The following is a 22,176-nucleotide window of genomic DNA, read 5'->3' on the forward strand; positions in this document are numbered from 1 at the left end:
GAGCTTCGCCCCATCCTACGAACCCCCCGCGTCGGCCGGCGCGGTGGTGACCGACCCCGTGCGCCGGAACGTCAGGGTGTGCCGACTGTTCCTGTGTCCGGGTCCGCGCCGTCGTGCCACAGCCGGAGCGCCTCGGCGTCGCGGAGCCCGGCGGCGGCCCGGTGACGTTCGGCCTCGGTGAGGTCGAGCGCGTTCAGCCGACGGCGCCACTCGTCGACACCGTCGGTCTCCTCCAGCGCGGTGGCGAGCTCGACCAGGGTGGCCAGCGTCCGGGCGACCTCCAACGGCGCGGCGGTGTCCCCGTGCCGGCGCAGGGCCGTCGCCAGGACCCGCAGTGCGGCACGGTCGTCGTTCTTGAACTCGCTGAGGACACGGGCGTTGTCGAGGGCCTTGGCCAGGCCGGTGAGGTCCTTGGAGCCGCCGTACTCCAGCTCCGCGGGCTCGTCCCGCTGGATGAAGATGATCGAGTTCCCGGACGGGTCGACGAGGGTGAAGCGGCTCGCCCCCGGCCTGAACCGGGTGATGCGCGGTCGGCCCTTGGACAGCGTCCGCCCGTACGCGGCGCGCAGGGCCCGGGTGAACTCGGCGTGGTACGGCGCGACTTCGTCGACGAGTACCAGGCAGCCGCCGCCGTCCTCGTGGCTCGGCTCGATGTTCCTGGGGGGAGTCCCGAAGTGCAGCGCGAACCCGCTCCACTCCAGTGCCAGGTAGACGTAGGGGCGGGTCTGCTTGTAGGTGACCTCGAACCCGAGGGCCTGGTAGAACTCCAGCGTCTCGTCGACCGAGACGCACGGCAGCACCGGCACCGTGGTCTCATTGGCGCGCACCGTCGGTCCTGGCATGTCCGCCACCTCTTCCCCTCCTGTTCCGGTCCGAACCTCGGACCCGAAGACCGGGCCCGAACCCCGGACCCGAATCCCCGAGCCTGCCGCAGAATCGGCCCCGGCGCCCATGAGTTCTCCGCGCGGCGTGCAGAAGTCCGCGCCGAGGACGAAGGAGCGCGGGCCGGTGCCGAAGGCGTTGCCCTTCCTGTTCACGACGGCCGGTGCCCCCGGTGCAGGTCTGGGCTGCCTCTGCGGGCGGGAAGCGCCGGGACGGTGAACCGCGCGGCGGTCGCGGCGGGGCGGGGCGCGATCCGGCGCGGTTCGCGCTCGTCCGTGCTCCGGGAGCCGGTCCCCGCGCTCTCGTCCGTACAAGAACCATTGCCGCACCCTGAACCCGGATGCCGCCGGTGTGCGGCACCGGAACGAAGGGGAAGAACGTGACCACTCCCGCCCCGTCCCGCATCACCCTCGTCAACGGCAGCTTCGAGCAGCCCGCCGTCCCCGCCGGCAGCAACGCGCTGCTGCCCGACGCCTCCCAGACCCAGAGCCCGAACCGCGTCCCGGGCTGGCTGACCACCGCCACCGACCACCTCATCGAGCTCTGGCACGACGGCTTCAACGGCGTCCCCTCCGCCGACGGCACCCAGTTCGCCGAACTCAACGCCAACCAGGTCTCCACCCTCTACCAGGACCTGCCCACCACCCCCGGCGCCACCCTGTACTGGCGGCTCTACCACCGCGGGCGGCTCGGCCAGGACACCATGGCCCTGGACATCGGCCGCCCCGGCGCGGTCGTCCAGCAGCGCCAGTTCACCGACGGCACCACCGCCTGGGGCTTCTACTCCGGCACCTACACCGTGCCCGCCGGGCAGACCGTCACCCGCTTCGCCTTCCGCTCGGTCGCCTCCGCGGGCGGCAACCAGTCGGTCGGCAACTTCCTCGACGGCATCTTCTTCGGCACCGCCCCCGCCGTCACCCTCACCAAGTCCGCCGTCCCCGACGGGCCCCTCCAGGTGGGCGACGTCATCACCTACCGGATCGTCGCCAGGAACGAGGGCGGCGGCAACGCCGAAGCCCTCCTCCTGACCGACACCGTGCCGGACGGCACCACCTACCTGCCCGGGACCCTGCGCATCGTCGACGGCCCCAACACCGGGGCGAAGACCGACCGGCCGGGCGACGACCAGGCCTCCTACGACCCGGTGGGCAACCGGGTGACGTTCGCCCTCGGAAACGGCGCCACCGCGGGCCACGGCGGCAGCCTGCCCAACACCGACACCCTGCCGAACGGCACCACCGTCGAGTACCGGGTCACCATCGACGAGGACAGTGCCGGCGGGCACGTCACCAACACCGCCACCGCCACCTACGAGAACCGGCTCGGCCCCACCCCCGAACCCCTCACCACCACCTCCGGCCCGGCCGACACCGCAGTCCTCCCGGCGGCCGACCTGAGCGTCACCAAGTCCGCCGACGAGACGACCGTCACCGTCGGCCAGACCGTCACCTACCGGATCACCGTCCGCAACGCCGGACCCAACACCGCCACCGGCGTCACCGTCACCGACCCCCTCCCGGACGGCCTGGTGTTCCTCTCCGCCGAGACGGGAACCGGCAGCTACGACCCCGGCAGCGGCGAGTGGAGCGTCCGCACGCTCGCCCCCGACGCCTCCGTCACCCTCACCCTCCGGGCCAAGGCCACCGCCCCGGGCACCGTCACCAACACGGCGACGGTGCACGCCACCGAGACGGACCTCCACCGCGCCGACAACACCGACTCCGTCACCGTTTGCGTCAAGGCCGCCCCCGCCTGCCCGCCCCCCGGCTGCTGCTGACCCCGCGGACGCCGCGGGCACCGTCCCTCCCCGGCGGTGCCCGCGGCTCCCGGGCCCGCTACTCGCCCGCCTCCCTGACCAGTTGGTAGGCGGCGGTGAGGGAGAGCCCGGGCCGGGCTGTCCGCAACGCCTTCACCGCCCCGACCTGGTCGCGGACATCGGCGCCCGACGCGTGGAGCACCTCCCGCACCCACCGCCGGCGCACCCCGGCATCGGGCGCCGACACCGTCTCCATGACGATCCGCAGGGCTCTCTCGAGCCCCGCCCGCTCGCCCGCCTCGGCGGTCTCCAGGGCCCGCCGCAGGTCCGCCTCCACCTGCCGGGAGTCACGGACGACGATGACGGGCTCCTCCTGGGCCTTGCCGGACTTGAACACTGCACCACTCCTCGGGTCGGACGACAGGACGTGCGGCCACGGCGGAACCCCGGTCCGCGAAGGGGACAACGTTCGTACCGATGACTTCGACTCCGCCGCCGGCCGGCCCCCTACCGCGCGGGGAGGGCGGGCTACGAATCGGTCCAGCGCACCGGGTGTCCGGACGGGTCCGTGGTGAGCCAGGTGCCGTCCCCGAGGGGGTGGATGTCGTAGGGGTCCTCCCCACGTGCGTCGAACTCCGCGTGGACCCGGCCGGAGCGGGCGTCGACGCGGTAGTGGCGGAACCATTCCTCCCCGTCCTCGGATTCGCCGACGACGGTGACGACGACGGTGTCCGGGCTCAGATGCCCACCGGACCACTCCACCCAGGCCTCGTCGGGGTTGTGCCCGAAGGCGTCCACCGGGAGGGTGAACACCGCCTCGCCGCCGGGATACGCATGGATGGTGATGTCCCCCTGGTCGTGGTTGACGGTCATGAACCGGTGGCCGTCGGGCGACAGGTCGATGAGGCATCGGTCGTCCCAGGGGTACTGGAAGAGATCCATCCCGGCCTCGGTGAGCGAGGCGCGGTAGACGGCCGTGCCGTCCTGTCCTTCCCCCACGTTGAGGAGGATCTGGCCGCTCGGTCGGTGCGGCAGCTGCACTCCGCCGTGCCCGGCGGTCCGCAGGTCCGCCTGCGCGACGACCGCCCCGGAGCGGGCGTCCAGGGCGACCCACTGGTCGGGGCGGTCACGGCCCGCCATGGCGTCGGGGCGGTAGACCCAGAGCACGCGTTCGTCCGGCGACAGCACGCAGCCGGGCGCGTGTCCGTACCGACCGGACGACTCCGGTTCGAGCCCGGACCTCCAGACCTCGACGCCGTCCGGTGTCACGCACACGACCGCGTTCTGCGTCGTGTAGTAGACCCGCTGAAGGTCGGCGGCAACGGCGTGGCCGACGATGTCGTCCCCGGGAGCCGGTGGGCGGACCAGGACGGGTGACAGCGGACCGCGCTCCTCGCCGGCCAGGTCGTAGGCGCAGACGCCTCCGTCCACGAGCCGCGTGATGATCCGGTGGGGGTGCCGCGCTTCAGCCATGCCCGGAGGCTAGCGCCCCCCGGCCAGCCCGGGGTGGTCCGGGTCCGCCGGGGTGGTTCGGGTCGGCCCGGGGGTGGTCCGGACCCGCCCGGATCGGGACCGCCGCCGCGCGGTGGGCTCAGCGGGCCAGCAGGTCCCGGACCGCCGCCGCGATCTCGTCGGGTGCCTCCTCGGCCATGAAGTGCCCGGCGCGGGTCAGCCGGTGGTCCAGGTCCGGTGCCCACGCCCTCCACACCCCGGCGGCGTCGAAGCCCAGCTGCGCGCCCCAGTCCTGCTGGACCACCGTCACGGGCATGGCCAGTTGCGACCCGGCGTCCAGGTCCGCCTGGTCGTGCGTGACGTCGATGTCCGACGAGGCCCGGTAGTCCGCGACGATCGACGTCACCGCCGCGGCGCTCGCGCGCAGGTACTCGGCACGCACGTCCTCGGGCACGGCGGCCGGGTCGGCGGCCCAGGCGTCGAGGAACGAGCCGAAGAACGCGTCCGCGCTGGCCGCGATCATCGCCTCCGGCAGGCCCGGCGGCTGAGCCATCAGGAAGAGGTGGTAACCGACCGCGGCCGGGACGCCGCGCAGGACGTTCCACATGTCGAGCGTCGGCACCACATCGAGGATGCCCAGGTGGGTGACGGTCTCGGGGTGGTCCAACCCCGCCCGGAAGGCGACCAGGGCGCCCCGGTCGTGGCCGACCAGGGCAAAGCGCTCGTGGCCGAGCGCCGCCGCCAGGGCCACGACATCGGCGGCCATGGTGCGCTTGGCGTACACATCGGGGTCGGTGGCCGCGGGCTTGTCACTCGCACCGTAGCCGCGCAGGTCGGGACAGATCACCGTGTGCTCGTCGCGGAGCCGCTCCGCGACGTGCCGCCACATCAGGTGGGTCTGCGGAAAGCCGTGCAGCAGCACGACCGGGCTGCCACTGCCGTCTACGGCCGCGGCCAGCTCCACACCGTCCGCACCGGGCAGGCGAACGTGATCGAAACCGGGAAGGGTGAGCGTCATGAGGGACCGCACTTTCGGGTCGGGGACTTGACCGGACCAGCTTGGGCGACGGCGATCAGCAACCGATCAGTACGGTCGGGCGCGGCCGGTCCCCGGCACGGAGGATGGGGGCATGCGAATCGACGTGCTCGGCGTGGTGCGGGCCCTCGGCGACGACGGCGGCCCCGTCGACCTGGGCGGACCCCGCCATCGTGAGGTCCTCGCCCGGCTCGTCGCCGCCGAGGCACGGACGGTCACCACCGACACCCTTGTCCAGGACCTGTGGACCGATCCGCCGGCCCGCGCGGTCGGTGCGCTGCGGACGTTCGTCGCCGCGCTGCGCCGTGCCCTCGAACCCGACCGGCCGCCCCGCACCCCGCCGCGCGTACTCGTCACCGAAGGCCCCGGCTACGCACTGCGCCTGCCGCGCGAGGACGTGGACGTCCACCGGTTCGAGGACACCCTGGCCCGGGCCCGCCGCAGCCCCGACGCGGTCACCGACCTCGGCGCGGCACTCGCGAGCTGGCGCGGTCCCGCCTACGCCGATGTGACCGGCTCGGCATGGGCGCAGCGCGAGCGGACCAGGCTGGAGGAACTGAGGCTGGACGGGGTGGAACTGCGCGCCCGCTTCCTCCTCGACTCCGGGGAAGGGGCCGACCTCGTCGCCGGCCTGGGTGCCCACGTCGCCGAACACCCGTGGCGCGAGCCGGCCTGGCAGCTGCTCGCCCGCGCGCTGTACCGCGCGGGCCGCCAGGCCGACGCGCTCGCCACCCTCCGCCGTGCCCGCGCGATGCTCGTCGACCAGCTCGGACTCGACCCCGGTGCCGAGCTCCGGCGTCTGGAGACGGACATCCTCAACGGGACCGCGCCCCCGGACGCCGTACGTGCCGCGTGGACCGGCCCCGGTGTCCGGCTCGGCCCGCGCACCACCGTGGACCTGGCCCGCACCCTCGCGCTGGCGGGCGGCGACGCCCTCGTCCACTCCCGGCGCGACCGCCTCGCCGCCGTCCGTGCGGCGGAACGCGCGGGGGACCTCGCGCTGACCGCCCGGATCATCGGCGCCTACGACGTGCCCGCCCTCTGGAGCCGGGCCGACGACGCCGAGCAGTCCCGCGCCGTCGTCGCGGCCGCCGAACGCACCCTCACCGGGCTCGGCCCGGACGGCCCCGCCGACCTGCGCGCCCGCCTGCTGGCCACGGTCGCCGTCGAGAGCCGCAGCGCCGATCTGTCCGGGACCGAACGGAGGCACGCGGAGCAGGCGGCCCGGGAAGCGGAGCAGCTGGCACGGCGGCTGGCCGATCCCGCCCTGCTGGCCTTCGCCCTCAACGGGGTGTTCCTGCAGTCCTTCGCCCGCCCCGGGCTCGCGGCGGCACGGGACAGGACCGGCGCCGAGATCCTCGACCTGGCCACCCGGTACGAGCTGCCGAACTTCGCCGTCCTCGGCCGGCTCGTCCGCCTGCAGTCGGCCTCGGCCCTCGGCGACCTCGACGCCGCCACCTCGCACGCGGACGCGGCCGACCGGCTCGCCGCCACCACCGAGGCGTCCCTCGTCCCCGTCCTCACCGCGTGGTTCAGGGCCCGGGCCACCGCCGCCCGCAGCACCGAACCCGGCGGACCGACCGCCGCCACGGCGGCGGCGCAGTACCGCCGCGCCGAGGACGCCCTCCGGACGGCCGGAATGCCGGGGCTGCACCGCGGCCTGTTCCCGCTCGCCCTGTTGGGACTGCGCCTGCTGCACGACCGGCCGGCGCCCACCGACCCGCACCTCGACTGGGGCCCGTACCGGCCCTGGACTCGCCCCCTGGTGCTGCTCGCCCAGGACCGGGCCGAGGAGGCCCGTACCGCCCTCGCCGCGGCACCCGAACCACCGCGCGACCACCTCCAGGAGGCCCTGTGGTGCCTGACCGCCCGCGCCGCCGTACGCCTCGACGAGCCCGGCACCGCCGCGCACGCGGCGGCCGCCCTGCGTGACGCCGCCGCGGAACACGCCGGCGCCGCCAGCGGACTGCTGACCCTGGGCCCGGTGGCGCGCTACCTCGCAGAGGCGCAGGCCTGTGCCTCCGCGAGGTAGCGCGACCGCGATCCGCCGTCGGCATCCCGCACTCGAACTCGCCCGACAGGCGGCCGCGAACGTGACGGTGCTGAGGGCGACGTTCCCGGCTCTGCCGGACGTCGCCCGATGTCTGACGTCCAGGCCGATGCGCCGGGGCTTCCTCTCGGACGGCTTCGACGCCGGGATCGCAGCCGCACTCGGCGGTGATCCGGACACGGCCCGCGAACACTTCGAGCGAGTCCTTCGAGAGGACCCGCTGGCGCCGTGGATGGTCGAAGCTCGGGAGAAGGCGTACGAGCTGCACGCGATCGCCGCCGATCACGACGCCGTGACCGCCTGGCTCACCCGGGCCGTCGACTCGTGCCGGAGCAAGCTGGGTCTGGACCCTGTGCCGCTCGCGACCCGTTGGCCGCGTGTACGTGAAGCGGTTCTGACTCGACCTCCGCAGCCTGCGCAAGGAAGTTGAGCCAGAACCCACTCTCGCGAACACTGCTGCCGGGGGAGGCGGAAATCGGCGTACAGGCCGACGACGTCCGTCCGGCCCGGGTGGGTGGCGGGCTCCGGGGTGGGGGCCGTCAGCCCTTGCCGCCGGCCTTGAGGACCTGGGCGGCGGCCACGCCCGCCGCGGCGAAGCCGTGGCCGCCGCCGTCGACCTCGGCGGCGACGGCGAGGTCGCCGCGGTAGGCGATGAACCAGCTGTTGGTGGCCGTGCCGCCGGATTCGGCGGTGCCGGTCTTGGCGCCGATCTGGCCGGTGAGGCCGGCCATCGGGGTGCGGGCGGTGCCCTGGGTGGCGGTTCTGGCCATCATGGCGCGCAGGTCCTTGGCGACGCCGGCGGGCAGCGAGCCCGGGGCGGTGACGCGCTTGGCGTCCGCCCGCAGGACGGGCTGGCGGAACGTGCCGCTCTGCACGGTGGCGGCGACCGAGGCCATCGCGAGCGAGTTGACCTGGATCGTGCCCTGGCCGATGTACTCGGCGGCGGCCTCGTCATCGGTGCGCGGCACCGGGATCGTGGCGTCCCGGCTGTCGATGCCGATGTGCCACTCCAGGCCGAGGCCGAACTGGTCGCGGGCCACCTTGGCGAGCGTTCCGGGCTGCAGCTTCTCCAGGCCCTTGTCGATGAAGCCGGTGTTGCAGGAGTGGCTGAAGTCGTCGGCGAGCGTGTACGATGGGAAGTCGCCGCGTTCGTCGTTGTGCCACTGCCGGGGCGAGTTGGTGGTGTCCTTGCAGGGCACCACGGTGTCCGGGGTCACCCCGGCCTCCAGCAGGGCCGCCGAGGTGATCACCTTCATCGTGGAGCCGGGAGCCTGGCCGGCCGAGACCGCGCGGTTGTGCCCGCTCGGCGAGTAGGCCATCGCCAGGATGTGGCCGGTGCTCGGCTGGATCGCCACCAGCGAAGCCGGCTTGCCGCCCGCGGCCTGCTGCTTGATCGCCTCCTCGGCGACCCGCTGCAGCTCGGCGTCCAGCGTCAGCTTCACCTGTGGCGCGCTCGGTGGGGTGAGCACGTACAACTGCTCGGGCTCCTTGCCGGCCGCGGAGAGCACCACGGCCCGCCCGCCGACGACGGTCCCGCCGTCGGCCGGTGTGATCCTGGGCAGTACGGCGGCCAGCGAGGGGAAGCCCTCCAGCGGCTTGCCGTTGCGGTCGGTCGGCTTGGAGACCGGGTCGGGCAGTGCCTTCACGGCGATCGTCCCGCCCTGGGCGAGGTGCGGGTGGAGCACCGCCGGCGTCCAGTGCACGAGGGCCTTGCCGCTCCCGCCCCGGACGACGCCGAGCGTGCTGTCGTACTCCCAGGCACCGGTCGCGCCCTCGAACTCGGCCTTCACCCGGAAGCCGACGACGGGTTCCCCGTCCGTGCCGCCCGCCGTGCCGCCCGCCGCGCCGCCCGCCGGTCCCGTCGCGGTCAGCGCCAGCGTGCGGGCCGGCACGTTCTCCTGGAAGGCGGCCAGCGCCGCGCGGGCCGCCTCCGGCCGGCTGGTCAGCGCCGAGGCGGCCGTGACGTCCCCGCGGCCCCAGGCCGCCAGGAAGTCCGTGGTCACCGCGGCGGCCTCCTCGGCGGTCGCCGGTGCCTGCGGGGTCTGCGTCGCGCTCCCGGACGCCTGGCTCCCGCCGCTGCCGCCGCTCGAGGACCCGCCCTGCACGGTGGTCACGATGGTGTGCAGGCCGTACCCGCCGACCGCCAGCAGTGCGGCGAACACTCCGCCGACGGTGGCCAGGACGGCCTTCCGGGCACCGGAGCGGCGCGGTGCGCCCGGATCGCCGCCCGCATCGCCCCCGCCCCCGTCCTCGAAGTCGTACCCGTCGAGCTCGGTGTGCCCGGCGTACCCCTGGTAGTCCTCGGGTTCCTGTCGGTCCCGCATGTCCTCGTCCCCCTGCGTATGCGTGTCCCGCGGACCTGCCCCCTCCGGCATCCCGGCCCGTGGCCCGTCCGGTCGTCCGTCTGTCCGTCCGTTCGAGCACGGATCAGCATATGCGGAGGGCGTCGGGAGGTCGACGGAGGGCGGGGCCGCCGAGCAGGTGGGCACCGGGAGGATCGAAGCCCAGGGGACTCCATTGCCGAAGGACGGTGTAAGTACTGAATCGTAAAGGCGAGTTGGAATCCCCTGCCGTGGCTGTCGGGCGCCTTCGACGATACGCGGGGCCGGCTGTCGCTGTGCGGGTGACCTGTCGGCAGGGGTTTCGTTGAGTGGATCATGGACTTAGTACAGGAGTCGTACCACCGCATCCCCGACGGCCGCACCGAGAACCAGGAGACCGTGCCCGCGCCCTCCGAAGGCCCCGTGCCCGCGCCCTCCGAAGGCCCCGGGCCTGGAGAGTCGGGACAGGAGGGGCTGGAGCGGATGACCGCACTGCCCGCCGTCGCGACGATGGGCACCAGCCAGCACCTCGACGGCGCCCAGTGGCTCGCCAGGCTCGGCACGGGCCGGGTCTACATGATGGGCGACAACCCGGCCCTGCCGCCGATGCCCGACCGACCGACCCTCGCCGACTTCTTCCGCCTGCGCCTCTCGCAGGACCGGTTCACCGGCCTGCACCTGATCCACAGCGCACGCCGGGCCCGTGCCCTCGACCTGGGCGACACGGTCGTCACCGCGTGCCTGCTCCACGACATCGCCGTCGGCGGACTCCTGCGCAGCCACCACGGCCACTGGGGCGCCCAGTTGGTCGCGCCCTACGTCAGTGAAGAGGTCGCCTGGGCGATCCGCCAGCACGAGATCCTGCGCTTCTTCCCCGACGCCACGGTGGGCTACGACTACCCGCAGGCCTACAACGCCTTCTTCGGACCCGACTACCGCCCGCCGGCGCACGTGCGCCGCGCCTACCACGAGGTCCGTGCCCACCGCTGGTACATGACGGCCAGGTTGGTCACCCTCAACGACCTCTACACGTTCGACTTCGACCCGGCCGAGGAGGTCGACATCAGCGAGTTCGAGGACATCCTCGGCCGCTGCTTCCGCCAGCCCCGTGAAGGGCTGGGATTCGACGGCTCACCGGTGGCCCACATGTGGCGCACCATGATCTGGCCCAACAACTTCCTCTGACTCCAGCGGTGATGGCGGCGGGAATCCACGTGCAGCCCGGTCGACGGCGGCCGACAGGACCGACCTTCGTCACCGGGTGCCGAGTGCCGGTGGACCGAGCACCGGGGCGTCGTACGCCGACGGGCGCATGCGCGACCGGCACCGCCACGTCCATCGCAGCCTCATCCGTAGCCGTAGCCGTAGCCGTAGCCGTAGCCGTAGCCGTAGCCGCAGCTGCAGCCGCAGCCGTTCCGCTCCGAGTCGGGGGGCGGGCGGGGCCCCCCCCGCCCGCCCCCCCCCCCCGCGGCCCCCGGCCGGCCCCCCCCGCCCCCCCCCCCCCCCGCCCCCCCCCCCGACCCGGGTCCTCCGGGACGGCCGAACGTCGAGGTCCGATTCACGCCGGACCGCCGCCCGCCTGCCTGGTGGACTCCGTGGTGACACCCACCCCTCACGGACAGGACCTCCGGCATGGCCGACACCGCTCTCCGTCCCGCACCGCACCCGCCCGGAAGCGGCCCCCGCCGCCCGTACTCCCGTGCGCGCAAGGGCGGTTGGCCCGCCGTGCTGGCCGTCACCACGGGTGTGTTCTCCATCGTCACCACCGAGATCCTGCCGATCGGGCTGCTGACCCCGATCGGTGCGACCTTCCGGATCTCCGACGGCACGGCCGGGCTGATGATGACGCTCCCGGGCCTCGTCGCCGCGGTCGCCGCACCGGTGCTGACCGTCGCGACCAGGCACGTCGACCGGCGGACCGTGCTCGCCGCCCTGCTGCTGCTCTTGGTCGCGGCCGACCTGCTCAACGCCCTCGCCCCCGCCTACGGGGCCGTGCTGGCCGCCCGGGTGGCCCTCGGCCTGGTCATCGGCGCGTTCTGGTCGATCGGCGCGGGGCTCCCCGCACGGCTCGTCCCGGAGCGCCGGCGGGCCCGGGCCACCACGCTGTTCTTCACCGCCGTCCCGCTCGGCTCGGTCCTCGGCGTACCGGCGGGCGTGTTCCTCGGCTCGCTCGCCGGCTGGCGCGCCGCCTTCCTCGTGATGGCCGCGCTGACCCTGCTGACCCTGGCCGGCCTGCTGCTCTCCCTCCCGCCGTTGCCCCCGCTGACGACCACCGGCCTGGGCGTGCTGCGCGGGCTGCTCGCCGGTCGGGGCACCCGCACCGGGCTCGCCGTGACGTTCTTGATCGTGCCGGCCCACTTCGGCGGCTACACCTATGTCACCCCGTTCCTCGAGGGCACCGTCCAGGCCGGCCCCGGCCTGGTCACCGGGCTTCTGCTCGTGTACGGCGCGGCCGGAATGCTCGGCAACGCGCTCGCCGGGGGCCGCGCGGCCGCCGCGCTGCGCCCCGTGTTCGGCACGGCCGTCGTGCTGCTCGCCGCCGCGGCTCTGCTGATGCCCGTGCTCGGCACCGGCGGCCCGGGTGCCGCCGTGCTGCTGACGGTCTGGGGCGCGGCGTACGGGGCGGTGCCGGTCTGCTCGCTGACGTGGTTCCTCGCCGCGGCCCCGCAGGCGCCGGAGGCGGCCGGTGTGCTGTTCACCTCGTCCTTCCAGGCGACCCTGTCGATCGGCGCCCTGTCCGGTGGCCTGGTGGTGGATCGTTCCTCCCCGGCCACGGTCATGGTGCTCGGGGGAGCGGTCGCCCTCCTCGCCGCCGCCCTCGTCCTGGGTCACGGCCACCGGGTGCGACCCGATTCGGCCGCCGGCCCCGTGCGCGGGGCCGGCGCCTGACGACGGACGGACTCCGGTCGCGGCGCGAGGGCTCGCGTCCGGCCGGGAATCCGCGCGGCTCGGACTCCTCCGCCGGGGCACGGATCCCGATCGGTTCGGGCCCGGCGCCGGGAGTCGTGAGCGGATTCGGGCACGATCGAGTTCACCAGGTGGGACGATCGGGCCCCGTGCTGGGCCCCGTGGCGGGTCCCTCGCCCCGCCGTGCCGCCGCTCGCGCGGCGTGCGTCGGCGAGCCGCTCCACGGCCCTCCGGCCTCGTCCCGCCCCGCCGGGCCTTCTGCCGTCCGTGCTGTTCCGAGGACGGGCAGGCCGGGCCCGGGGCGCGGGTGAACCCGATAGCGGATCGTGACATGTCTACGGCCCGTCGAGGCAGAAACGGATGGCAGGATTCCGCCTCCCGGTCGCTGCCGCTCCCTCGTGGATGCCGGTCGCGCCACCCTGCCTCGCAGAGGAGCGCCATCGTGGTCCATCTCCCCGGCTCGTTCCCCCACCGCCGGGCCCTGCCGGCGGCCCTCACCACCGCGTCGGCCCTGCTGCTCACCGCCTGCGCCGGGCCGGAGGCCCCGGTGAGTGTCGAGGACAAGGCCCGGGCGGCCGTCCCGAGCGCGCAGCGCGCCGCCGGGGTCCTGCGGATCGGGTCCGACCTCAACTACCCGCCGGTCGCGTTCCGCGGCACCGACGGCAGGCCGACCGGTCTCGACCCGGACCTGGCGGAGGCCCTGGGGAAGGTCCTCGGCCTGCGGATCGAGATCGTCGACACGCCGTTCGACAAGCTGATACCGGGTGTCAACGGCAAGCAGTTCGACCTGGCGATGTCGGGGATCAGTGACACGCCCGCGCGTCGCAACGCGCTCGGCGACAACGGCATGCCGACGGGTCGGCCGGGCGTGGACTTCGTGGACTACTTCATCGCCTGGACCTCGATCATCGTGCAGAAGGGCAACCCGAAGGGCATCCGGACGCTGGACGACCTCTGCGGCCGTACGGTCGCCGTGCAGCGCGGCACGACCCAGGACGAGATCGTCAGCCGCCAGGTGGGGGCCTGCGAACGGACGGGCAAGCCCCTGCAGGTCCACCGCTTCGACGACGACACCGTGGCCCTCGCCGAGGTGGCGGCCGGCCGGGCGGTCGCGGACTTCAACGACCTCCCGGTGGCGGCCTACGCGGCCAGGACCACCGACGACGGCAACCGGTTCGAGGTGACGGGCGCGCTGTCGCAGTCGAGCCCGTACGGGATCGCGGTGAACAAGAGCGACACCGTTCTGCGTGACGCGGTGGCGAAGGGGCTGGACGAGCTGATGCGCAGCGGGGAGTACGACGCGATCCTCGCGAAGTGGAACGTCAGTGCCGGTGCGGCCCGGGTGGCGGCGGTCAACGGGGGACTGTGATCCGGACGGCGGGCGGTGGCGCACGCAGCTCCTCGGTCCGGGAGCGCGGCGACCCACAATGCAGCGTGACAATACGATTGTTGGTGTGCGACGCTGCACCTCGCGCGGTGCCCTCCGTGCTGCGGGGGAACCAGGGGTGGCCGCATGAACGACGAAGCGCAGCCGAGCGGGCCTCGGTACGACGGCCGCGAGGCACCGGGCGACAGCGCGGAGGAGCCCGCCCGCCGGTCGGGCGGCCGGATCACCGGTGCCCTGGTGACCGTCGCGGGTCTGCTGCTCGCGGCCTCGGCACTGCGGCCGGACGGCGGACTGCTCGGTGCGCCCCTCGCCAGGGTGCCGGTCCGGGCCATCGGGTTCGTCCTGCTGCTCGCGGTCGGCTGGCTGATCGTGGCCGGCCGGTTCGCGCTGCGCTTCCGGGCGGAGGTCCGCCACCTGGACGGGCCCACGCCACGGGCCGAGCGCCTGCGGGAGGCCGCCGCCGTTCTGCTGCCCGGGGCCGCCGTCGCGGTGCCGGTGCTGATGTTCCTCTTCCACAACCGGGCGGACACCGGGTCGGACGGGCCGCACCGGGCGCGGCCGTTGCCGGACTTCGCGCTGCCCCCGGTGCCCACGGTGTCGCCGCCCGAACCCGGCGAACCGGTCTCCGACAGCTCGCTCTCGGGCGTGGTCCCGCTGCTGTTCGGCGTGCTCCTGGTCCTCCTGGTGATCGCGGTGGTCGTCGGCGCCGTCCTGCTGCTGCGGCTGCGGATCGTCCGCCGGCGGCCGCCGACGCCGTTGCCCGCCGCACCGGACCGGAGCGAGGACGCCCTGGCGGCCGCGGTGGTGACGGGGCGCCGTGCCCTCACGGGCGCCGACGCGCGGGCGGCGGTGATCGCCTGCTACGCCGCGATGGAGACCTCGCTGGCCGCCTCGGGGCTCTCCCGCCGGGCTCCTGACAGCCCGACCGAACTGCTGGAGCGCGCGGTGGCCGACGACCGCGTCGACCCGGTCCACGCGCGGGCTCTGACCGCACTGTTCCGAGAAGCCAGGTACTCCACCCACCCGATGGACGAGACCCATGTACGCCGGGCGCGGACCGCCCTGGACGGCCTCGCCGCGAGACTCGCGGAGCGGGCAGGCCCGCTGCCGGAGCCCGCGGCGGCGGGAGCGTCCGGGGGCGCCGACCGGGCCGGAGGCCGGCGATGAGCGCCCGCCGGGACCGACGCACGGCCGGTCCTGCCGCGTCCGCCGCCCCGGAGGATCCGATCGCCCCGGCCGGTCGGCCGGAGGATCCGACCGCCCGGGCCGGTGGTGGCCTCGCCGCGCCCGGCTCCGTCCGGCACAGCCTGATCGAGCTGACCGGGGCGGCCGTGCTGGCCGAGGTCCTGCTCGCGCTGGTCGGCGGCGCTCCCGCGGCCGCCGCGGGCGCGGTCCTGCTGACCACCGGTGCCCTCGTCACCGGGCGGTACGTGGCCGGCGCGGGCTTCCTGGACATCGGCCTGCGCAGGCGGCAACGCGTGCTGGACGCGCGCGAGTTGGGCCTCGGCGACTGGCGCTGGACCGTCCGCGAGGGTCTCGACCCGAAGGGCGACGCCGGGCCGTTGCGCGGTCGCCTCCGGAGGCTGTTCGCGGCACGCCTGTCCGAGACCCACGGCGTCTCGCTGACCGCCGACCGCGACCGGGCCGCCGAACTGGTCGGGCCCCGGCTGTGGCCGTGGATCGATCCGGAGGCCGCGGACCGGGACGGGGCCGTGCCGGCGGCCGTACTCCTCGCGCTCGTCGACCGGCTCGAAGCCCTGCAACCGCCCGGCCCGCCGCCGCCGAAGTCCGGTTAGCGGGCGCCGGCGCGGTGTCCACCGCTCCCCGCACTCCGCTCACCGCCCGCCTTTCCCGCACCCCCGCCTTTCCCGCACCCCCGCATTCCCGTACTTCTCGCCGGTTCCGACAGCCGGCTGACCGACGCCGTCCTCCAGGAGAGTCATGACCGCCGTTCCCCAGGCCCCCGCCCCGGACACCGAGCAGGCCCGGGCGGCCGGGACGAGCCCGGGCCGCCCGACCGAGGCCGCCGTGCTGACGCCGCAGGAAGCGGGTCGGCGTGCCCGCGCGGTGGTCGAGGAGATCGAACGCGCCGTGGTCGGCAAGCCCGAGGCCCTCCGACTGGTGATGCTCGGCGTGCTGGCCGGCGGCCACGTGCTGATCGAAGACCTGCCGGGGCTCGGCAAGACCCTGCTGGCACGCTCGTTCGCCACCACCCTCGGCCTGGACTTCCGCCGGATCCAGTTCACCCCCGACCTGCTGCCCTCGGACGTCACCGGCGCGCCGTTCTACGACCGGCGCAGCGGCGAGATGGTGTTCCGTCCCGGGCCGCTCTTCACCCAGCTCCTGCTGGCCGACGAGATCAACCGCACCCCGCCGAAGACCCAGGCGGCGCTGCTGGAGGCGATGGCCGAGGGCCAGGTCTCCGTCGACGGGGCCACCCGCCGGCTGCCGCAGCCGTTCGTGGTGATCGCCACCGCCAACCCGATCGAGTACGAGGGCACCTACTCGCTGCCCGAGGCGCAGCTCGACCGCTTCCTGCTCCGGGTGCGGATGGGCTACCTCTCCACCGGGCTGGAGGCCTCGATGCTCCGGGCCCGGCTGGACCGGGCGACGCCCGAACCTGAGCTGGAGACGGTCAGCAGTCCGGCCGAACTGCTGGCGATGCGCGCGGCGTTGGAACGCGTCGAGGTCGACGACGACCTGGTCGACTATGTGATCGCACTGGTCCACGCCACTCGCGACGACGCGCAGATCCAGGTCGGCGCCTCGCCGCGCGGCGGTCTCGCGCTGGTCCAACTGGCGCGTGCCCGCGCGATGCTGGAGGGCCGCGACTACCTGACGCCGGAGGACGTGAAGGCGCTCGCGGTTCCCGCGTTGGCCCACCGGATCACCCTGACACCGGAGTTGTGGGTGCGGCAGGTCGAGGCGGACGAGGTCCTGGCGCGTCTGGTCGCCACCGTTCCGGCGCCGCGGACCCTGCCGCGCGCGGGCGGCGGTGCGGAGAGCGGTCCGGGGAACGGTCCTGGGAGCGGTCCGGTGGACACCCCGGGTGCCGCCCGGTGAGCCCCGAGCCCGCCGCCGGCCAACGGCGCGGGGGGCGGGCCGGCCGACTCGCCGCCCAGAGCGCCGCGCTCGGCACACGCCCGGTCCGGCGGCTCGCCGGCCCTGCCGCCAGCCCCGCCACCGGCCCCGCTCCGCGCCCCGCGCAGAAGCGTCCGGCCCGGACCGCGGGCCCGACCGGCGCAGGGAGCGATGCCCGCACCGACGCCGGCCCCGGCCGTCGTACAGGTCGTCGGACGGGCCCGGCGGGCCCGGAGCGGGCCTCCGCGCGCCTGGTCGCCCGCAGCGCCAGGGCCACACTGGCCGGACTGCCGACCGCACCGCCCTCCCCGTACTGGCGGCCCGGCGAGCGGACCCTGCGTCTGCTCACGGTGGCCACCGTCGCGGCCGTCGCCGCACTGATCACGGGTCACCCCTGGCTGCTCGCGCTGGCGGCCGGCCCGGCCGTCCTGCTCGCCCTGGCCGCCCCGGGCAACGACCGGCCGTCCCGGCTGGACGCCGGGAACACCGTCACACCCCGCCGCTGCCTGGAGGGCGAACCGATCACCGTACGGATCACCGTCCGCCACGACGGGCGGATCGGCCGGCTCGATCCGGCCGCGTCCCTCGGCCCGGGCGTCACCCTGACGGCGGTGACCGTCGGCACCTCCGAGGTCGACCTGGTGGTCCGGGCCGAACGATGGGGCCGCTGGACCCTGGGCAGCGTCGACATCGACGTCTACGACGCCGGCGGACTGGCCCGCCGGACGGTGCGCACCGACCTCGGCACGGTGGACGTCTTCCCGGAACCCAGCGCGGCCCGCCTCACCCCGATCCCGGTGCGGCTGCCCGAGCGCCTCGGCGAGCACACCACCACGCACGAGGGCACCGGCGTCGAGGTGGTCGGCGTGCGCCCGTACGTGCCGGGTGAGCGCCAGCGGCGCATCCACTGGCCGTCGACCACCCGCCGCGACGCCGTCCAGATCAACCAGTTCGCGGCCGAGCGGGCCACCGACGCCGTCGTCCTGCTGGACACGCTGGCCGACTTCCGCGACGCGGCCACCGGCCGCTCCAGCCTCGACGAGACGCTGCGCGCGGCCACCGGGCTGACCCGTGCCTATCTGCGCCGGCACGACCGGGTCGGCCTGATCGCGGTCGGCGGGAAGCTGCGCTGGCTCACCGCGGGCAGCGGGGAGCGGCAGTCCTACCGGATGGTGGAGAGCGTGCTGGAGGTCCGTCAGGACCGCGGCCACCGCGGCCTCCTCGCGCCCCGGCTCCCCGTCGCGGCACTGCCCCGCCACGCGCTGGTGTACGCGTTCACCTCGCTCGCCGACCAGCGGATCCTGGACGTGCTCGGCCGGGTCCGCGACCTCGGCAATCCGCTGGTCGTGGTGGAGATCCCGGCCGGCGAGCCGGCGGTCGAGCCCGGTGACGAGATCGATGCGGTGGCCCTGCGCCTCTGGCGCGCCGAACGCGAGGCCATGCGGTCGGCGCTCCGGGCCAGGGGCGTGCCGGTGGCCCGCTACACCCCGGGCGAGGCGCTCGACCTGGCGCTGGCGCCACTGCTGCGCCGCCGGATCGGGGGAGGAACGCGATGACCGCACCCGATCACGTCCCGACCCCGGCCGCGATTCCTGCCGCGGTTCCGGCCGTGCCCACTGCGCCCAGCGCGCCCACCACGTCCACCGCGCCCGCCTGGTCCACCGCGTCCACCACGTCCACTGCGGCTGCGGCCCCGTGGGCGCGCTGGACCGAGCGGGCCGCGCTGCGCTGCACCGGTGTCGCCCTGGCGCTCACCGCCGCCGGGGTCGGCGCCGCCGACGGTGCGGCGGACCGGTTCGGGCCCGCCGCCGCGGTGGCCGCCGCGGGCTTCGCCCTCTGGGCCGCCCCGCCGCCCGAGGAGCCCCCGCACCGCCCGCACAGCTGGCCCGGTCGGCTCGTCGCGTCGCGCACCACCGTGCTGGCGGGCGGGAGTGTCCTGCTGGCCGCGCTGGGCGAGCCCGCGTTCGGCCGGATCGCGGCGGTGGCCGCGCTCCTGATCGGTTATCTGCTGCTGGTCGACGTCCTCGGCCCGCAACGCGAGCGTGCCCGGCCCGCGCACGTGCTGGCCGCGGTCGCGGCGTCCGGGCTGGTCCTGTGCGTCGCGTTCGCCCCGACCGGCGCGGGGGAGTGGTTGCGTCCGATCGCCCTGGCCGGTCTCGCGGTCGCGGGCTGGGGCGTCGCGCGGGCTCTCCGGCCGCGCGGCCGGAGGGAGCGTGCGCACGGGCCCCGCCCCGGCGGCTGAGCGGCGCCGGGGCGGTCGCGGCGGCGGCCGGACGGACCCCGCGAGCGTACGGCCGTCCGCCGCCTCCCGCCGCCGGAGAACCGTCCGCCGGAACCCGGATCCCGGCCGATGTCAGTGCCGGGCGCCATGCTGGTGGGCATGGACGAGGAGGCATTGATGCGGGGCCGGGTGTACGGCGCGGACCACGACGACCCGGACCCCGGCCCGCGGCCCGGCCGCGTCTACCGGGAGCTGTGCGGCGGGCCGCTCGACGGTCTGCTCCTGGACGTCACCGGTTGGGGCGCCGAGGCTCTCGCCGACGGCGCCGCGCTGCCCACGGAGATCGGCCGCTTCGGCTCCGGCGGCCGGGCCCACTACGAGCCGCGCCCCGTGGACCCGCGCCGGTGGGACTGGACGGGGGACAGCGCCTGACGATCTTGAACCGGCCTCCCGGTCCGGGCCCGCCGCCGGTTCGGGTCGGCCGCCGGTCCGGGCCTTCCCCCGGTCCGGTCCCGCACCCGCTCCCGCTCGCCCCGTCGGAAGGTCAGCCGGTGTACGTACCGGCGGCATCCGTGCCGATCGGTTCCAGAGCCTCGGCGACGACCTCACGGAGAGCCTCGTCGTCGTCCTCCGCGAGCTCCTGAAGAAGAGCCCGGGGCCGGGGATTGGCCGACCACAACAGGGCCGGCAGCCTGACGGCCCGGACCCTCACCTCCGTCGACTCGTCGCGGCGCGCACGCTCCGCGGCCGGGCAGATCGTGGGCCGCCGTCGAGCGAGCAGCACCAGCGCGGTGACGCGCATGCTCGGATCGGCGGCCACGACCCGGCGAGGAGTGCGCGGCACGTCTCCTCGCGCTCGCCCCACCGATCGGTCAGCCTCGCCCCACCGATCGGTCAGCATCTCGAGCGCGGTGGTTCCGACCCGCTCCCGGACGTCGCCGGATGCGGCGAGGGTGGCGGCGAAAGCCTTTTCCCGCTCACCCCAGTGGGTGGCGAGCAGCGCCGGGGCGATGCAACAGACTGTCCCATGGGTGTCGGTGGTTGCGGCGAGGGCCGCGGCTGAAGGCCTCCTGCCGGCCGCCCCACCGAACGAGGTCGTGGGGACGGGGACGGGACGCGTGGTCGGTGGCAGCTGCCGGAGCCGTGGTCGAGCTCTTCCGCGCACGTGACCCGGCCCCCGATGGCGGCGTGCGGGGCCGTGGTAGTGCTGGCCTGTGGCGGTGACTTGGTCCCCGTACGGCCCCACGCCGGGCCGGACCGGGGGCTCCCTCGAGCGTTGGGGTGACCGAGGACGGCAACAGCCGGTGTACCACGGCCCTTTCGCCGTCCTCATTGCTGCCGCCCGGTGGTCCCGTGGTGCGTTGTCCGCTCAACGGTGAAGCGCGGCACGAACGTTCGGTTGCCGTCGCCCTGACGCGGTGGGAGTGGAGCGCGACATCCGGCGTGCCGGTTATGCGGACCCGGGTGGGTTCGGCCGACTCGTCCGATGCCACTGGATCCCAGGAGGCGTCGACTTCGCGGCTGCGGTTGTGTTTGTCGGACGGCTCGAACCAGGAATACCGGTACCGGATTCCTTGCGACTACCCGGTCGGCGAGATGTTCTTCCCGTACTGAAAGGGGAGTTGGAGGGAAGGCCGTGCGGCGGTGCGGGTGGACCGGGATCGCGCGGGGCCGGCCGATGCGGCACGACGCCGGCAACTATGTGGGATGAATTCTGCTTACTCCTGTGGCATTTGGGAATGCAGGTCGTAGATTTACCCACAGGAAGCGTGATTGACGAGGCGACAGGGAGTCCTTGTGGAAGACACAGAGGCGTTCGGCGCGGACAGCGGTGTGGGATCGACGATCGCCCTGTTGGAGGCGAGGCTGCCCGGCGTGCGGGAGCGGCGCCGACAGTTGGAGGGCGAGCTCGCGGCCGTCGTCGCACAGGAGAACGCCATGGTCAGCGTGCTGCAGGGCCTGGAGACCCTCGCGGACACGCTGCCGGCCGGCGGGAGCGCGACGGTGGAACCGGCCGAGGTGGTCGAGCCGGCAGCCACGGAGGCCGAGCAGGCGACCGCGAAGGACGAGCCGGCAGCCACGCAGGACGAGCCGGACGCCGCACCGGCGCCCGCGGAACCGGCCGGCAGCGCGGACGTGCCGGTCGCGGGGGAGGCCGAACCGCCGACCATCCCGACGCAGACCGCCCGTAGGCGCACCGGCACGACCCCCGCCCGGAAGCCCACGGCGAAGAGGGCCCCGGCCAGGAAGTCCGCCGCGAAGACGACGGGCGGGCGGACGACCCGTCCGCGGAATACGGCAACGGCGAGTGCCCCGGCCACCGTCGCCCCCGAGCAGGACATCGCGGCGGAGCCCGTCCTGACGGAGAAGACAGCCGCACGAGGCGCGGCCAAGAAGGCGGCCGCGAAGAAGGCAGCCGCGACGAAGACCGCGGTGACGAAAGCAGCGGTGACGAAAGCAGCGGTGACGAAGGCAGCGGCGACCAAGAGCGCGGCGACGAAGAGCGAGGTCAAGAAGACCACGGCGAAGAAGGAGGTCACGAAGCCGGCCGCGGACGCCGCTCCGGCTCCTGACGCCCAGCCGCAGACGGTCTCCGCGCCGGCCGACGAGTCCGGCCGTAGGCGGCGCACCGACGCCGGCAGCGTGCTGGCCGTCCTCACCGGCACCAGCGATTCGCTGCGGGCCCGCCAGGTGGCCGACCTGCTCGGCCTGGACGGCACCGACACCGACGTGAACGCGGTGCGCACCATGCTGGAGCGCCTGACCAAGAGCGGCACCGTGCAGCGGACCGGCCGAGGTCTTTACACCGCCGTGTCCGGCTGACATCACGGCAGGAATCACGGGCGAACGGTCCCGGCCGGCGTGCGAGGCCCCGGCCATGGTCCGCCACCAGGAGTTACCGTTGCGGCTGAGGGTGCGACGGTCCCACCACTGACCTGTCGCAGCAGGCCGGTGAAGGCCGAGGGCGGCTGCCCGGCTGCCCGGCCGGAAGCCCGATTGGCAGGGCGCGCGGGACCCTCCGGGCGAACCGGCCGACGACTGCGCCGGTCCGAGCAAGCGCAGGTACGCTCCCGCAGCCCGGC

At 74.8% G+C, this 22,176-nt stretch carries 18 protein-coding genes; 12 read left to right on the forward strand and 6 right to left on the reverse strand.

Going from position 1 to position 22,176, the window contains the following annotated elements; genetic code table 11:
• Window positions 1-71: 71 nt before the first annotated feature.
• The gene (locus ACIPYS_RS09030; protein ID WP_400744950.1) at window positions 72-842 is read right to left on the reverse strand and encodes a glyoxalase; all 771 of its coding nucleotides are present in this window, start codon (window positions 840-842) and stop codon (window positions 72-74) included.
• Between the two features lie 419 nt (window positions 843-1,261).
• Between ACIPYS_RS09030 and ACIPYS_RS09035 the strand changes: the two genes are divergently transcribed.
• Complete coding sequence (locus ACIPYS_RS09035; protein ID WP_400744952.1) at window positions 1,262-2,659, forward strand: CARDB domain-containing protein; 1,398 nt, start codon at window positions 1,262-1,264, stop codon at window positions 2,657-2,659.
• 58 nt (window positions 2,660-2,717) lie between these two features.
• Here ACIPYS_RS09035 and ACIPYS_RS09040 read toward each other — a convergent pair whose 3' ends face one another.
• The 3 genes from ACIPYS_RS09040 to ACIPYS_RS09050 form a co-directional block, all read right to left on the reverse strand.
• The gene (locus tag ACIPYS_RS09040; protein WP_400744954.1) at window positions 2,718-3,035 is read right to left on the reverse strand and encodes a hypothetical protein; all 318 of its coding nucleotides are present in this window, start codon (window positions 3,033-3,035) and stop codon (window positions 2,718-2,720) included.
• A 131-nt stretch (window positions 3,036-3,166) separates the two neighbouring features.
• Complete coding sequence (locus tag ACIPYS_RS09045) at window positions 3,167-4,111, reverse strand: hypothetical protein (protein ID WP_093858351.1); 945 nt, start codon at window positions 4,109-4,111, stop codon at window positions 3,167-3,169.
• A gap of 118 nt (window positions 4,112-4,229) precedes the next feature.
• The gene (locus ACIPYS_RS09050) at window positions 4,230-5,108 is read right to left on the reverse strand and encodes an alpha/beta fold hydrolase (protein WP_400744956.1); all 879 of its coding nucleotides are present in this window, start codon (window positions 5,106-5,108) and stop codon (window positions 4,230-4,232) included.
• 112 nt (window positions 5,109-5,220) lie between these two features.
• Here ACIPYS_RS09050 and ACIPYS_RS09055 point away from each other — a divergent pair, with 112 nt between their 5' ends.
• A complete protein-coding gene (locus tag ACIPYS_RS09055) occupies window positions 5,221-7,158 on the forward strand; it encodes a BTAD domain-containing putative transcriptional regulator (RefSeq protein WP_400744957.1) in 1,938 nt (645 codons plus the stop codon).
• 557 nt (window positions 7,159-7,715) lie between these two features.
• Here ACIPYS_RS09055 and ACIPYS_RS09060 read toward each other — a convergent pair.
• Window positions 7,716-9,500, reverse strand: a complete 1,785-nt coding sequence (locus tag ACIPYS_RS09060) for a penicillin-binding transpeptidase domain-containing protein (RefSeq protein WP_400744959.1) — start codon at window positions 9,498-9,500, stop codon at window positions 7,716-7,718.
• 333 nt (window positions 9,501-9,833) lie between these two features.
• Here ACIPYS_RS09060 and ACIPYS_RS09065 point away from each other — a divergent pair, with 333 nt between their 5' ends.
• The 9 genes from ACIPYS_RS09065 (at window position 9,834) to ACIPYS_RS09105 (ending at window position 19,525) form a co-directional block, all read left to right on the forward strand.
• Complete coding sequence (locus tag ACIPYS_RS09065) at window positions 9,834-10,682, forward strand: hypothetical protein (RefSeq protein WP_400744961.1); 849 nt, start codon at window positions 9,834-9,836, stop codon at window positions 10,680-10,682.
• Window positions 10,683-11,129: 447 nt separating this feature from the next.
• Complete coding sequence (locus tag ACIPYS_RS09070) at window positions 11,130-12,386, forward strand: MFS transporter (protein WP_400744963.1); 1,257 nt, start codon at window positions 11,130-11,132, stop codon at window positions 12,384-12,386.
• A gap of 460 nt (window positions 12,387-12,846) precedes the next feature.
• Window positions 12,847-13,773 (forward strand): ABC transporter substrate-binding protein, encoded by a 927-nt coding sequence (locus ACIPYS_RS09075; RefSeq protein ID WP_159424717.1) that lies wholly within the window; start codon window positions 12,847-12,849, stop codon window positions 13,771-13,773.
• Window positions 13,774-13,917: 144 nt separating this feature from the next.
• Window positions 13,918-14,958, forward strand: a complete 1,041-nt coding sequence (locus ACIPYS_RS09080) for a DUF4129 domain-containing protein (RefSeq protein WP_400744965.1) — start codon at window positions 13,918-13,920, stop codon at window positions 14,956-14,958.
• Window positions 14,955-15,587, forward strand: a complete 633-nt coding sequence (locus ACIPYS_RS09085; RefSeq protein WP_231978197.1) for a hypothetical protein — start codon at window positions 14,955-14,957, stop codon at window positions 15,585-15,587. Before ACIPYS_RS09080 ends, ACIPYS_RS09085 begins: the two co-directional genes overlap by 4 nt.
• Before the next feature lie 145 nt (window positions 15,588-15,732).
• Window positions 15,733-16,854 carry a MoxR family ATPase gene (locus ACIPYS_RS09090; RefSeq protein WP_093858342.1) on the forward strand — a complete coding sequence of 374 codons (1,122 nt, stop codon included), beginning with the start codon at window positions 15,733-15,735 and terminating at the stop codon, window positions 16,852-16,854.
• Window positions 16,851-18,428 (forward strand): DUF58 domain-containing protein, encoded by a 1,578-nt coding sequence (locus tag ACIPYS_RS09095; protein WP_400744967.1) that lies wholly within the window; start codon window positions 16,851-16,853, stop codon window positions 18,426-18,428. Before ACIPYS_RS09090 ends, ACIPYS_RS09095 begins: the two co-directional genes overlap by 4 nt.
• Window positions 18,425-19,114 carry a hypothetical protein gene (locus tag ACIPYS_RS09100; protein ID WP_400744969.1) on the forward strand — a complete coding sequence of 230 codons (690 nt, stop codon included), beginning with the start codon at window positions 18,425-18,427 and terminating at the stop codon, window positions 19,112-19,114. Before ACIPYS_RS09095 ends, ACIPYS_RS09100 begins: the two co-directional genes overlap by 4 nt.
• Before the next feature lie 138 nt (window positions 19,115-19,252).
• Complete coding sequence (locus ACIPYS_RS09105; RefSeq protein ID WP_093864562.1) at window positions 19,253-19,525, forward strand: hypothetical protein; 273 nt, start codon at window positions 19,253-19,255, stop codon at window positions 19,523-19,525.
• A gap of 112 nt (window positions 19,526-19,637) precedes the next feature.
• On the opposite strand, the gene ACIPYS_RS09110 is transcribed toward ACIPYS_RS09105, so the two are convergent.
• Window positions 19,638-19,937 carry a HEAT repeat domain-containing protein gene (locus ACIPYS_RS09110; RefSeq protein ID WP_400744971.1) on the reverse strand — a complete coding sequence of 100 codons (300 nt, stop codon included), beginning with the start codon at window positions 19,935-19,937 and terminating at the stop codon, window positions 19,638-19,640.
• Window positions 19,938-20,890: 953 nt separating this feature from the next.
• Here ACIPYS_RS09110 and ACIPYS_RS09115 point away from each other — a divergent pair.
• On the forward strand, window positions 20,891-21,916 hold the full coding sequence (locus ACIPYS_RS09115) for a hypothetical protein (RefSeq protein ID WP_400744973.1): 1,026 nt from the start codon (window positions 20,891-20,893) through the stop codon (window positions 21,914-21,916).
• The last annotated feature ends 260 nt before the right edge of the window (window positions 21,917-22,176 follow it).

This window comes from Kitasatospora sp. NPDC089913, assembly GCF_044748625.1.
Taxonomy (GTDB): Bacteria; Actinomycetota; Actinomycetes; order Streptomycetales; family Streptomycetaceae; genus Kitasatospora.